Genomic DNA, 12,892 nt, shown 5'->3' with positions numbered 1-12,892 from the left:
TGACCCGGCGGTGCCGGCGGGGGGCCCCCTGGCGCGGCGGGGGCGTCGGCGCGGGGGGGGGCGGGGGGGGGGCCCGGGCCGGGGGGGGGGGGCCGGCGGGGGGGGGGGGGGGGGCCCCCCGCCGCCCGCTCCCGAGGGACCGTCAGACGCGCTGCCACAGTGCCGGCGTGGCGGCCGGCGCCCAGGCGCCCTGCGCCTGGTGGGCCTGCAGGCACTGGTAGCGGACGCCGTTGATGGTCACCGTGGCGCCGGCGTGGTAGATGCGCCCGGCCGCCCATCCGTCGGCCTGGCCGCCGTCCTGCTGTCCGGGCGCGGCACCCGTGGAGGCCGTCTTCAGCGTGAGCCCGAAGTCACCGAGGACCGGGTTGATCGGCTGGTAGAACGTCGTGCCACCGCGCGTGCAGTCACCCGTGCCGCCCGACGTGAGCCCCTGCGCCTGGGCGCCGGAGACGTACGGGCCGCCGGAGTCGCCCGGCTCGGCGCACACCGTGGTGCGGGTGAGGCCGTCGACGACGCCCTCGGCGTAGCTGACGCTGGTGCCGTGCTGCTGGATCGTTCCGCAGTGCCAGCCCGTGGTGGAGCCGGAACGGCACACCGACGCACCGACCAGCGCCTCGACCGAGCCGCCGATCTGCACGTTCTCGCCCTCCTCGCCCTTGACGCCGGCGGTGGCGGTCCAGTCGTCGTTGACCGCGACCCACGCCATGTCCTCGCCGGGGAAGGTGGAGGCCTGGAAGGTGCCCTGCTCGCTCTGGTCGTAGCCGGTGGTCCGGGCGCCCGGGTCGCCGCAGTGACCGGCACTGGCGAAGCCCTGCTGGGCGCCCTTGGTGACCGAGAAGCCGACCGAGCAGCGTGCCGCGCCGTTGATGTAGTAGGCGTCGCCCCCGGTGATGTCCGCCATCAGGTGCGGCCGCTTCGAGGAGATCTTGACGTCGACCTGCCCGGTGGCGAGGCCGGCGGCCTTCGCGAAGGCGGTCGCCGCCGACCTCGTCGTGGCCTCGACCACGACCTTGTTCCGCGGCACGTCGACGAACCACTGCGGCGCGTTGCGCGTGCTGACCCGCGAGGCGGCCTGGTCCAGCTTGCCCTTGACCGCGGTGAGCTCGGCCAGGGACGCGTCCACGACGGCGGCCTTCGCCCCCTGCCCCTGGATGGTGGTCACGTCCGCGTCGCTGGTCGTGGCGACGGTGAGCGTGCCCGAGGTGGCCCCGCTCAGCCAGGCGCCGGCGAACCGCTCGCCCAGCGCCAGGCGCAGGCGGCCCGCACGGGTGCCCGCCTCCGCCTCGTTCACCAGTCGCGTCGCCGCCTGCTGCCCGGTCAGACCGAGGTCACGCTCCAGCGCGTGCAGCACCTCCGCCGACGGCCGGTCGGCCCCGAGCGTCTGCGTCGCCGAGGGCAGCGGCCCCGCCAGCGGCGGCGGCTCGGCCCCGGTCGCGGCGGTCGAACAGATCCCGCCCAGCATCAACGTGCCGACCGCGACCAGAGCCGTACGGCGCCCGGCCACGGCATGTCTGTGCACCATGCGAAGGTCTCCTTCCAGTCAGGTACGGGGAAAACCGTCCCGAAGCCCTAGGGCTTGCCTGGAAGGGACCGCGGGATGTCCATCCCGCGGGTGTTTCGCGCTTTGGTGACGCGAAGGGGCGCCAAGTGCAGTACGCCGCACGCGCGCGGCGACGCGACGGCAGGTCCCCGGCCGTGCCCGCCCGCCGTTACGGCAGTCGCGCGCCCACCGGCACGTGGTAGACGTGGAACGCCCGGCCGATCACCGGCTGCGCCACGTTGCGCACGCGAACGCCCCCGCTCGTCATGCCGTGCTCGGTTCCGGCGTGCGCGTGCCCGTGCACCGCGAGGTCCGCGCCCGCGGTGTCGATCGCCTCGGCCAGCAGATAGCTGCCGAGGAAGGGGTAGATCTCCAGCGGCTCCCCGGCCAGCGTCTCCGGCACGGGGGAGAAGTGCGTCAGCGCGACCCGCACGTCGCAGTCCTCGTCGGCCAGCCGTTCCAGCGCCGTGCGCAGCCCGTCGGCGCACCGGCGCGAGTAGCGCACGAACTCCTTCATCAGCGGCTCGCCGAACTCGCCGGCGCTGCGCCCGACGAAGCCGCCCCCGAACCCCTTGGTCCCGGCCACCCCGATGCGGTTCCCGCCGGCGGTCACGACCGTCGAACGCCCCTCCAGCACATGGGCGCCGGCGTCCTCCAGGATGGCCGTGACCTCCTGCGGACGGTCGTCGTGGTGGTCGTGGTTGCCCAGCACCGCGACGACGGGCACGCCGAGGCCGGTGATCTCCCGGGCCACCACCCGGGCCTCCTCCGGGGTGCCGTGCCGGGTGAGGTCCCCGGCCAGCAGCAGCACGTCCGCACAGTCCGGCAGCGTGTCGAACGCCGGGCGCAGCACGCCCTGGCTGTCGGGACCCATGTGGATGTCCCCGACGGCGGCGATCCGGATCATGTGAGGTCCTCCGCGTGATCGGGTGTGGAGGAGTCGGTGACGACGAGGTCGTAGTGCACCGGCAGCCCGGCCAGGTGCTCCTGGGCGAGACGGCGTATGTCGTCGCGGCAGCGGGCGGAGGGCACGGTGCCGGTGAGCAGGACGGCCTCGCCGCGCACCTCGATCCGCACCCCCAGCTCGCCGAGGTCCCCGGCCGCGAGGCGGTCACGGAGGTGGGCGACGCGGTACTCCAGATGCTCGGGGGCCGAAGCGCCGGGCGCGTCAGGTGTGTCGGGGCCGGTCATGGCCGCTCCTCCCGTCCCGTGATGACGTTCAGGCGTTCGAGCAGGAACAGGAAGGCGTCCGCCATCGGTTCGTCCCCGATGTCCTCGCGGATCCGCTCCCACTCGACCTTCTCGCGCAGGGCGCGGGCGATCGGCAGCACGGCGCCGAAGTCGCAGTGGTGCTCCGAGAAGGCGGCGAGCAGGCTGGCGAGCAGGTCGGTCGGTGCCAGCACGGGCATCCGCACGGAGTCCACGGGGATCTCGCGCGCCCGGTCCAGCATGCCCGTCGACACGGGGCGGTGCGCCAGCTCGAAGATGATGTCGATGTCCTGTCCGAAGCAGGTCGACTTCAGCAGCCAGTCCTCGGGCGGGGTGATGACCGGCAGCCCGGCGCCGCGCAACGTCGCCGCGACGGCCTCCGAGTCCTCGGGGCGGATGCAGAAGTCGGCGTCGTGCTGGAGGTTCTCACTGGCCCCGTGGGCGTAGGCGGCGACACTGCCCGCCAGCGCGAAGTCGTGCCCGCCGCGCTTGAGCAGGGTGCCGACCTGTTTGGCGGCTTCGAGGATCGCCTGGTTGCGGTCCCGGGGCAGGTCGCCGGCCCTCTCGTCCGGCCCCGACCGCTCCGGGGGCGGCTGCGCCGCCAGCCGCAGACCGCTGCCCTCGGCACGTGGGGCGAGCGTCGCGTCGTCGCCGTCCTGCACCATCCAGATCACTCCCTCCGCGCTACGCCTGGGTACCCGCCCTGCACGTTTCGACACAGCCCGTACCGGCGTGTGCACTCCTCTGCTCTCGCCATGGACACGGCACGCCAGGACGCCCTATCGCGGCTGCGTCACGAGTTGGATGAGGTTGCCGCAGGTGTCGTCGAGGACGGCGGTGGTGACGGGGCCCATCTCCAGGGGCTCCTGGAGGAACCGGACGCCGAGGCCGCGCAGGCGTTCGTACTCCGCGTGCACGTCCTCGACGGCGAACTGGGCGAGCGGGATGCCGTCCTTGACGAGCGTGTTGCGGTAGGTCCTGGCGGCCGGGTGCCCGAGGGGCTCCAGGAGGAGTTCGGTGCCCTCGGGCTCCTCGGGCGAGACCACGGTCAGCCAGCGGTCCGTCTCCCCGACCGGGACGTCGTGCTTCTTCTCGAAGCCGAGGATCTCGGTGTAGAAGTGCAGCGCCTCGGCCTGGTCGTCGACGAAGACGCTCGTCAGGTGGATCTTCATGGGGTGCTCTCCGGTCCGGGTGTGTCGGCAACGAGCCAGCGCCGGGCGATCTGCCGCAGCGGGGCCGTGTTGAGGTCGTGGAACTTGTAGCGGCCTTCCCGTCGGGTCTCGACGAGCCCGGCGGCCTCGAGCACGGCGAGGTGCTGGGAGACCCCCTGACGGGAGATGCGCAGCTGATGCTTCATGCTCAGCCGCGAGCAGATCTCGAACAGCGTCTGTCCGGACTTCTCCGTGAGCTCGTCCAGGATCGTGCGACGGGTCGGGTCGGCCAGGGCTTTGAAGAGGTCGTCGGCCACGGCCACACCATAGGCAAGTCCACGCTTACCTATCAAGTCGGGGGCGGCACCCGACGGGATGCGAGAACCCTCCGGCGCGCGCAGCGTGGAAGCGGGACGACCCGAACGCACGCGAGCGAAGGAGTGCCCCATGGCGAAGGACAGGAAGCGGGACGAAAACCTGAAGCGCGGTGACGAGGTCACCTGGAGCAGCCATGGCGGCAAGGCGGAAGGGAAGGTCGAGAAGAAGATCACCGATCGTACCGAGGCAGCCGGCCGGACCGTGGACGCCTCGTCGGAGGAGCCCCAGTACGAAGTGCGCAGCGACAAGTCCGGAAGGACGGCGGTGCACAAGCCGTCGGCCCTGCGGAAGAAGAAGTGAGCCGGCGCGGGCCGCGTACGGTCAGCTCCGGCCGCGGCAGGGAGGGACCGCCGCCGCTCTGTCGCAGGCCACCGCGAGGTCGGCGACCACCTGTTGCGCCAGCGCCTCGGTCTGCTCGTTGGTGTACATGTGCGAGCCGCGGAACATCCGCGGCTCGGCCGGTTCGGTGAACAGGCTGTTCCAGGTGCTGAGCTGCTCCGCGTCGGTGGTCGGGTCCTGCGTGCCGCCGTAGAGGCCGAGCGGCACGTCGAGCGGCGGTTCCGGACGGTGGCGGTGGTGCAACAGCAGCAGGCAGTCGGCGAGCAGCGGCGTGCCCAGCGCGGCCATCAGGGTCGCGTCACCGAGCACCCACCGAGCCGGACCGTCCATCAACGACGCGAGCCCCTCCGTGCCGTTGGTCAGCAACGGCAGCAGGCCCTTGGCGTAGGCGCGGTCCTGCGGTCCGCGCAACGCCGACAGCCCCGCCCAGACCGGCAGGCGTCCGCCGTCCCGCCGGAGCCGTCGCATCGTCTCGAACGCCATCAGGGCACCCACGCTGTGGCCGAACACGGCGAACGGCCGGGCGTCGTCGGGGTCGTCGACGATCCCGGCCAGGCGCGCTGCGAGATCGAAGGGGTCGGTCAGTGACGGCTGGTCGGCCCGGGGGCCCCGCCCGGGCAGGCGCACCGAGCACAACTCCACCCACCCCGGCAGATACGCGAGCCACCGGTGGTAGAAGTCGGCCCCCGCGCCGGCCGGTGGCAGTCCGTACAGCCGCACCGCCGCCTCCGGGCGCTCGCCCAGGACAATCCGTTCAGGTCCGTCCGGTTCCTGGCTCCGCACCCTGCACACTCCCAGCTCGGTTCGGCACCCGACACGGCCCGCGGCCGAAAGGAACACCGTGCCGGGCAGGGCCGAGCGCAGGGAACGAGCAGCGCCGAGGGACCCGCGCCATTCACCGGAACGCCGCACCGGCGGCGTCTCCCGGCCGGTGCGGCAGGGACCGTCACCCCATGCTCTTGGAGCCGTCCAGCGACTCCCGGATGATGTCGGCGTGACCCGCGTGCTGGGCCGTCTCGCCGACGATGTGCAGCAGGACCCGGCGGACCGACCAGCGGGTGCCGGGCTCGTGCCAGGGAGCCGGCGGCAGCTGGTGGGACAGGTCCAGGTCGGGCACCGATCCGACCAGTTCGTCGGTGCGGCGGGCCACCTCGGCGTACGCCTCCAGCACCCCGGCGAGCGTCTCGCCGGGCAGCATCCGGAACTCGTCGGCCCGCCGGGCCCAGTCGTCCTCGGTCATCTCGTTCCAGTTGCCCAGCGCCTCGGGCCCGCGCTCGATGAAGTCGCCCCAGGAGCGTTCGACCGAGGTGACGTGCTTGATGAGGCCGCCCAGGCACAGCTCGCTGTCGGTGGTCCGGAGCCCGGCCTGCTCGTCCGTCAGGTCACGGGTGGTCAGACGCAGGAACCGGCGATGGTGGGCCAGGGCCTCCAACAGGTCGGCACGCTCGCCGCTGGTGCGGGGCGCGTGAGGGGTCGGGGCGGTGGCGTCGTGCGTCGCTGCGGTCATCGTCTCCGGCTTCCGTCGGTGGTGTTCCGTGGACGAGCGCCACGCTAGGAGCCCTGTAGGACAGGTGCTGTCCTAAACGGCCGGGATCCGGGCCGGATCGGTGGCCGCCGTCGAGGCGCCCCACGCGTGCGCGCACAACGCCCGTTCGACCACGCCGGTGTAGACGGCGGCGGCCAGCCAGGCGCGGGCGAAGCGTTCCGTGTCGGCCGGGAGCAGTCGGCCGAAGGCGTCACGGGAGCGGTCGGCGGCGGCCGCCTGGAGGTCGTCGAGGAGATCGGCCGCCGTGGCGAGACCCGCACGGCGCAGCCGGGTGCTGTCACCCGGTCCGCTCCGCGAGAAGGACAGGACGGCCCGGCCCCCGGTCACCGCCTGGTGCAGACGACGGCGCAGCAGGTGCAGCGGGGCCTCGTCCCCGGCGGCGACGTCCGCGCCGGCCGGCCCGGGCGTACCGGTGGGCAGGTCCGCGTGCTGGAGGCGGTCCAGGCCGAGGTCCACCCGGGCGGTGGGGTCGGTGGGATGCTCGGTGGCGAGCAGCAGGGCGCGGGGGAGCGGTCCGGGGACCAGCCGTGCGACGATCCGCAGCCGGCTGCCCCGGGCGGCGGCGAGCAGGCGGAGGTTGTCGCGGCAGGGGAGCGACGGGGAGTCGTGGGCCGTCGCCAGCCGCACGGGGACGCCGGCGCAGTCCGCCAGCAGACGGTCACCCGAGGTCTCCCGGACGGTGCCCAGGAGGGTCACCTCCAGGAACAGCAGGTCCTGTCCGCCGTCGAGCGCCCGGCCCACCTGCTCGGCGACGGGTACGGCCCACAGCCGGTCCAGCGGCTCCTCACGCCACGCGGCCCCCGACGCGCGCACCGCCCGCACCCCCGCCCCCGCTCCCAGGCGGCCCGTCGGGGAGACGGTGGCCCCGGACACCGCCAGGCCCGCGCGCGACAGTTCACGGTGCGTCAGGGAGGTGTCGCCGATCCGCACGGCCCGGTCGGCGGCACCGGTTGCCCGGGCGGGACCGCCCGGTGCCACGTCCGACACCGTGTACAGGCGGCCGTCGGCGCCGGCGGTCCAGGTGACCGCGCCGGCGTAGCCGGTCGTCGTCAGCACGGGCTCGGAGAAGAGGCCGTACAGCCGCAGGGAGCCGTCCGGGCGGTACGGCTGCCGTGCCGTGCCCCGCAGCGCCGTCAACTCAGGACCGGCGGCGTCCGGGAGGCGGTGGGCGACGCCGAGGACGTCGGCCAGCGCGTCCGCGAGGTCCCCGAGGCGGTGGCCCGCGTCGGCGCAGCGGGCCGCGCGGACTCCGGTCACCACGGAGACCGCCGCGGCCGCGGCCCGTGGCAGCCCGGCCAGGCGGGCGGTGTGCGCGGCGCGCAGGAGCTCCGCCTGGAGCACCGCGCCCGCGCCGTCCGTGCCGGCGTCGAGCACGGCGGCGGCCGCCTCGAACACGGTCCGGGCGGCGGCGCGCCGGGCCTCGCCGGCGCCGTCCGGCTCCGCCTCCCCGGCGGCGCCCGTCTCCTGCCGCGCGCCCGTCTCCTGCCGCGCGCCCGTCTCCTGCGGCGTGTGCGCCGTCGGCGCTTGCCGTGCCTCCGACTCCTGGGAGCCGTCAGGGGTTCCGCGAGTCTCCGACTCCTCGGCATCGTCAGGGGCTTCGGGCGTTTCCGAGGTGTGCCCGGCGACGGGCGCGGCCGAGGCCGCCGCCGCCCGGTGCAGACAGTCGGGGGCCAGCAGGCACCCGCAGCGGATCGCGTCCACGCCGGAGACCGTCCCGCCGGGCGCGTACAGCACGACGTCGGTCTCGTCGTCGACGGCGATGCGCACGGTGTCGCCGTCACGGACGGCCGGACGTGCCGCGAGTTTGGCGACGCCCGCGTCCAACCGCTTGCGGAGCCTCGGCGAGAGCGCCCCGACGAGTGCGGCGGTGACGGACGGGTCGACCGGAGGCAGGTCCGGGCTCATGCGATCTTCTCCCCTACCCAGCGGGCGAGTTCGAGCGGACTGAGGGCGGCGACGGGCATGCCCGCGGAGACGAGCTGACCGGCGACCCCCGTGGAATAGCGGGGGCGGCCCGTGTCGTCGAGGCTCGCGCACCCCAGCACGTGGCAGCCGGCCCCGACCAGCGCGCGGACCTCGGCGAGCAGGCCGCCGAGCGGATACCCCTCCTCGAAGTCGCTGACGACCACGACGAGGGTGCGCGAGGGCACGGTGACGAGCTCGCGGGCGTGCCGCAGGCCGGCCGCGATGTGGGTGCCGCCGCCCACGCTGACCTCCAGCAGGAGCGACAGCGGGTCCTCCACGTGCCCGGTGAGGTCGATGACCTCGGTGGAGAACGCCAGGAAGTGCGTGGAGAGCGTCGGTACCCCGGCCAGCACCGAGGCGGTCAGCGCGGCCCACACCGTCGAGGCCTCCATGGACCCGGACACGTCCGTGACCAGGATCAGCCGCCAGTCGGCGGCCTTGCGCGCCCGGGTACGGAAGACCGGCCGCTCGGGGATCACCCGTACCGTGCCGTCCGGGTCGCGTCGGGCGGTCGCCAGGTTGGCCCGCAGCGTGCGGGGCAGGTCCAGGCCGCCGCCGGGGCGCCTGCTGGGGCGCGGCAGGGCCGTGCCGTGCAGGGCGGGACGCAGCCGGGTGGCCAGTTCCCGGGTCAGTGCCTCGACCAGCCGCCGCACGAGCGGGCGCAGCGCGGCCAGCCGGGCCTCGGGGAGCCCGCCCGCGTGCCGCAGCACGGAACGCAGCAGGTCCACGGAGGGCCGCACGCTGTCCGCGTCCAGCTCGGCGAGGACGTCCGAACGGCCCGCCGCGGCCGCGGCGGCCAGCACTTCCTCCCGGACGCCCGGACCGAAGAGCGCCGCCAGTTCCTCGGACCACTCCCGCACCCCGGGGTAGGGCGCCTCGCGTCCGCCGCCCGTCCCGGCACCCGTCAGATCGCCCCGGCTGCCCTCACCGCGTCCGCTGCCGTACAGCTCGTCCAGCGCGGTCGCCAGCGGTCCCGCCGACGGCGGCAGTCGGTCCGTACGTCGGCCGAGGAGCAGGCGCCAGCGATCGGCGGGCGCGAGGAGGCGGGGCGCGTCCGGCCCGACGGCGGGACTCTCCTGCGCGAGGCCCGGCCCCGGGTCGGGTTCCGCCGTGCCGCCGCGCGTTTCGGCGCCGCCCTCGGAGACGGGCAGCAGTCCCAGCGACCCGAGCGCCTCACGGGCCGCGAAGTCCGCCCGGGTCCAGGCGGCGAGCGCCGCCGGATCCGTACCGTCCGTCTCGGCGACCCGCGGGGTGCCGAGGCGCTCCTCGACGGCGGCCAGGAGCCGGTCACGGGCGGCGGGGCTGAGCGTGTCGAAGCCGCCACGCAGCGCGGGGAGCCGGTCCAGGAACTCCCGGTCCGCCAGCTCGGACACCCGGGAGAGTAACGGCTCCAGCGCGGGTGCCGCGGCCTCCAGCAGCGGACCCGCGGCGGTCAGGAGGCCGCCGAGCCGGGCGGTGAGCGCCGCGCGGGAGTCGGGGTCGGTGGCCCCGTCGACCCAGGAGGCCACGCGGTCGCCGAAGACGCGCGGGTCCTCCTGCCCGAGCAGGACACGGACCGCCCCTGCGGCGCCGCGCATGAGCGGGGAGCCTTCGGCGGCGAGCCGGCCGAGGGCATCGGCGAGCCGGATGCCGCCCAGCAGGTCGGCGCGATGGGCGAGTTCGAGCAGCGCGTGGGCGTCGGCGACGTCCTCGGAGCCGGTCAGGCCGTCCACCTGGCGCACCGCCGCGGCGGTGAGCAGTTCCGCGACGGCCGCCGTCCGGGAGCCACGGCCGGACTCCGGTGCCAGACCCGGGACGTGACCGGCCCGCAACCGGTCCAGCAGGGCCAGACCCGCGAGGAGTTCCGGCAGCGTGCCGGCCCCCGGCAGGACGTCCGCGACGTCGTCGAGCCGTTCGCCGCAGAGCGCGGACAGGCCGCACTCCGCCGCCTGTTCGAGCCCGTCGAGGGCCTGGGCGGCGGTCGGCCCGCCCTCGTCCCGCTCCCCGCGCCGCCGTTCGCGCAGTACCCCCTCGGCGGCCTGGGCGGGCGTGACCCCGCGCACGCCCGCCGCGGTCAGCATGGCCGCCGTGGCGGGGGTCCAGCGCACCTCCCACCGTGAGGTGAGGGCCTCGGCGCCACCCGCGCCCACGACCTCCTTCACCTCCCCGTAGGGGACCCCGCACACGGTCAAGCGGCGCAGCAGCAGTTCCCTGCGCCGGTCGAGAGCGGACCGCAGCGGATCGAGCCGCAGATCCCGTGCGGGACCGGGGCCGCCGTCCGCCGGGCCGGGCAGGCCGAGCCCCGCCACCTCGGCCTCGACCGCGGGGACGAGCCCGCTGCGCGGCGCCTGGGGGGCGGGGCGGCCCTCGCGGGTGCCGACCAGCACCCGCTCCATCGCCCTGGCGACGGCCCGCCCACGCCCATAGGGCTCACCCTGCGTGAGGACCGTCTGGACGGCCTCGACGAGTTCACCGCGACCAGCGGAGGGCAGGCCGCGCAGCCGCGCGAGGTCCGAGGCGAGCCGGCTGATCTCGCGCGCGTCGGCGGGCCCCGACGGGTGCCCGAGGCCCCGCAGTTCGGCGCAGACGCGGACGGCGGCGCGCGTCAGCGCGTCCTGGAGCGCCGCCGGATCCCCAGCCGCCCGCAGGACCATGTCCTGCCACTCCGGGTCCCGGATGCCCGCCGGGTATCCGGAACGCTCGTCGAGAAGGGCGTAGGTGTACGGGATCAACGACGTCGTCCAGCCGGGCTGTCCTCCGCGCGGCGGGGGCACGGCCTCGGCGCCCGTGCCCCCGCGCGCCGTCGCCGTCTCCTCGGACGCGTCCGCCCCGGCATCCGTCCCCGCCTCCTGCCGTACGAGCGCGGGGGCGTGGAACGCGCCGACGACCACGGCCGCCCGCTCACCGTGCGCGGTGGCCTCGGCCAGCCGGGCCCGCATCCACCGCTCGCGCCGCAGATCCAGCTCCGCAACGCCGCCCGCCGCGGCCGCGTCCTCGCGCAGTGCCCAGCCGGTGAGCAGGGCGGCCCGGCGCAGCGCCTCGGGCGTGGAGCCCGGGGCGCTCGCCTCGACGAGCCGGTCCCACAGGTCGTCCCCGGGACGTCCGGTCAGCCGCGTGCGCAGCGCGGCGGCGAGACCGGGGCCGCCCGCCGGCCCGTCGGCGTGGTGCCGCCCCTCGCCCCACGCGCGGTCGGCGAGCGGCAGGTCGCAGGCGACCACCGGCACGCCCCGCCGGGTCGCCCAGCGCACGGCGGCCAGTTCGGGAGAGAAGTCGGCGAACGGGTAGAACGCCGGACCGCCCGGGCCGCCCGGGCCGCCGCTGCCGTCACGGGGAGCGGCGGCGAGCGCGACCGGGGCCCGCGTCTCCTCGTGTCCGAGCCAGGGCAGCCACTCCTGCATCTCGGCGGGCAGTTCGACCAGCAGCACGTCGGGCCCCGCCGCGTCGAGCAGCGTGGGCACGGCCGCGGCCAGGGACGGCGCGTGGTGCCGGACGCCGACGAGATACGGCGCGGACGGGCCGGTGAGCGCGGCGAGCGCCTCCTCGGGCGAGGTGGCGGCCCGGGCCCCCGCCGCGGCGGGGGCGGCCCTGTGGGTGCGGGACACGGCCGTCAGCCCTCCAGGACCGTACGCAGGTCCCACAGGGTGCGCCAGGTGGCGGAACCCTGCTCGGCGCGGCGCCGGACGGGACCGTCCCAGTAGCCGCGCAGCCGGGCCGCGTCGGCCGGGTCGTCCTTGCGGACCACACCCAGCAGATGACCCGGCAGCAGCCCGAGGACGTCACGGTCGCCCGGGAAGTACGCCGCCGCGAGGGCGAGCGCGCCCGCGACGGACACGGCCTCCGCGGTGCTCATCACCGTGGACGGCCGCTCCACCTCCCAGCCCTCCGCGGACCTGCCCTCACGTAGGTCCCGGAAGGCGGTGACCAGCGCCTCCAGCACGGCGTCGTCGACCTGGAACGGCGCCCCGGCCCGCTCCACGGAGGCCCGGGCCTGGCTGCGCACCAGCGCGGTCTCCGCGTCGAGGTCGCCGATGGGTCCGACGGTCTCGAAGTTGAACCGGCGCTTGAGCGCGGCGGACATCTCGGAGACACCCTTGTCGCGCAGGTTCGCGGTGGCGATCAGGGTGAAGCCGGGTGCCGCGTGCGCCAACGCGTCCTCGGTGCCCGCCAGTTCCGGTACGGCGATCCGGCGCTCGGAGAGCAACGACACCAGGGAGTCCTGGACTTCGGGCAGGCAGCGGGTGACCTCCTCGACACGGGCGACGGCGCCACGGGACATGGCCGTCATGACGGGGGAGGGCACGAGTGCCTGCCGGGTGGGGCCCTGCGCCAGCAGCAGCGCGTAGTTCCAGCCGTACTTGAGCTGGTCCTCGGTGGTGCCGGCGGTGCCCTGCACGACCAGGCCGCTGGTGCCGCACACGGCGGCGGAGAGGAGCTCCGACAGCATCGACTTGGCGGTGCCGGGCTCGCCGACGAGCAGCAGACCGCGCTCCCCGGCGAGCGTCACCACGCACCGCTCCACGAGGGCCCGGTCGCCGACGAACTTGCCCTCGACCACCATGCGGCGCGGCACTCCCTTCGGTGCCTCGGCGTCGTCGGGCAGCTTCAGCGACCGGCCCTCGCTGCCCATGACGAACGTGACGACCGCGCGCGGGGTGAGCCGCCAGGCGGGCGGGCGCGGTCCGTCGTCGTACGCGGCGAGGAAGGCCAGTTCGGTCGCGTGCCGGTCCTCGGGCGGGACGATCTGGCGGGCCGGGGCGGGGGACAGGGTGGTGGTCATGGGTGCGG

The 12,892-nt window shown here is 75.4% G+C and carries 12 protein-coding genes; 1 reads left to right on the top strand and 11 read right to left on the bottom strand.

Going from position 1 to position 12,892, the window contains the following annotated elements; translation table 11 throughout:
• Positions 1 to 142 precede the first annotated feature (142 nt).
• The 6 genes from ACIP2X_RS11595 to ACIP2X_RS11570 form a co-directional block, all read right to left on the bottom strand.
• Positions 143 to 1,522 (bottom strand): carbohydrate-binding protein, encoded by a 1,380-nt coding sequence (locus ACIP2X_RS11595; protein WP_401670669.1) that lies wholly within the window; start codon positions 1,520 to 1,522, stop codon positions 143 to 145.
• Positions 1,523 to 1,709: 187 nt separating this feature from the next.
• Positions 1,710 to 2,447 (bottom strand): metallophosphoesterase, encoded by a 738-nt coding sequence (locus ACIP2X_RS11590; RefSeq protein WP_401670667.1) that lies wholly within the window; start codon positions 2,445 to 2,447, stop codon positions 1,710 to 1,712.
• Positions 2,444 to 2,731, bottom strand: coding sequence for a BON domain-containing protein (locus ACIP2X_RS11585; protein WP_401670664.1), 288 nt, complete (start codon positions 2,729 to 2,731; stop codon positions 2,444 to 2,446). Before ACIP2X_RS11585 ends, ACIP2X_RS11590 begins: the two co-directional genes overlap by 4 nt.
• On the bottom strand, positions 2,728 to 3,414 hold the full coding sequence (locus tag ACIP2X_RS11580; protein ID WP_401670662.1) for a hypothetical protein: 687 nt from the start codon (positions 3,412 to 3,414) through the stop codon (positions 2,728 to 2,730). Before ACIP2X_RS11580 ends, ACIP2X_RS11585 begins: the two co-directional genes overlap by 4 nt.
• 114 nt (positions 3,415 to 3,528) lie before the next feature.
• Positions 3,529 to 3,921 (bottom strand): VOC family protein, encoded by a 393-nt coding sequence (locus tag ACIP2X_RS11575; RefSeq protein ID WP_401670659.1) that lies wholly within the window; start codon positions 3,919 to 3,921, stop codon positions 3,529 to 3,531.
• The gene (locus ACIP2X_RS11570) at positions 3,918 to 4,217 is read right to left on the bottom strand and encodes an ArsR/SmtB family transcription factor (protein WP_401670657.1); all 300 of its coding nucleotides are present in this window, start codon (positions 4,215 to 4,217) and stop codon (positions 3,918 to 3,920) included. Before ACIP2X_RS11570 ends, ACIP2X_RS11575 begins: the two co-directional genes overlap by 4 nt.
• Positions 4,218 to 4,347: 130 nt before the next feature.
• On the opposite strand from ACIP2X_RS11570, the gene ACIP2X_RS11565 reads away from it, so the two are divergent.
• Positions 4,348 to 4,578 (top strand): DUF2945 domain-containing protein, encoded by a 231-nt coding sequence (locus ACIP2X_RS11565; protein WP_401670655.1) that lies wholly within the window; start codon positions 4,348 to 4,350, stop codon positions 4,576 to 4,578.
• Between the two features lie 21 nt (positions 4,579 to 4,599).
• Here ACIP2X_RS11565 and ACIP2X_RS11560 read toward each other — a convergent pair whose 3' ends face one another.
• The 5 genes from ACIP2X_RS11560 to ACIP2X_RS11540 form a co-directional block, all read right to left on the bottom strand.
• Complete coding sequence (locus ACIP2X_RS11560) at positions 4,600 to 5,400, bottom strand: thioesterase II family protein (RefSeq protein ID WP_401670652.1); 801 nt, start codon at positions 5,398 to 5,400, stop codon at positions 4,600 to 4,602.
• A gap of 163 nt (positions 5,401 to 5,563) precedes the next feature.
• Complete coding sequence (locus ACIP2X_RS11555) at positions 5,564 to 6,124, bottom strand: DinB family protein (RefSeq protein ID WP_401670650.1); 561 nt, start codon at positions 6,122 to 6,124, stop codon at positions 5,564 to 5,566.
• Between the two features lie 72 nt (positions 6,125 to 6,196).
• Positions 6,197 to 8,068, bottom strand: a complete 1,872-nt coding sequence (locus ACIP2X_RS11550) for a hypothetical protein (protein ID WP_401670648.1) — start codon at positions 8,066 to 8,068, stop codon at positions 6,197 to 6,199.
• On the bottom strand, positions 8,065 to 11,709 hold the full coding sequence (locus ACIP2X_RS11545) for a DUF5682 family protein (protein ID WP_401670646.1): 3,645 nt from the start codon (positions 11,707 to 11,709) through the stop codon (positions 8,065 to 8,067). The genes ACIP2X_RS11550 and ACIP2X_RS11545 overlap by 4 nt, the downstream gene beginning before the upstream one ends.
• 5 nt (positions 11,710 to 11,714) lie before the next feature.
• Positions 11,715 to 12,884 (bottom strand): AAA family ATPase, encoded by a 1,170-nt coding sequence (locus tag ACIP2X_RS11540; RefSeq protein ID WP_401672309.1) that lies wholly within the window; start codon positions 12,882 to 12,884, stop codon positions 11,715 to 11,717.
• Positions 12,885 to 12,892 lie beyond the last annotated feature (8 nt).

Source organism: Streptomyces sp. NPDC089424, assembly GCF_044749345.1.
Classification (GTDB): domain Bacteria; phylum Actinomycetota; class Actinomycetes; order Streptomycetales; family Streptomycetaceae; genus Streptomyces.
Note: the sequence above shows the minus strand (reverse complement) of the source record. Positions and strands in the feature narration are given on the sequence as shown.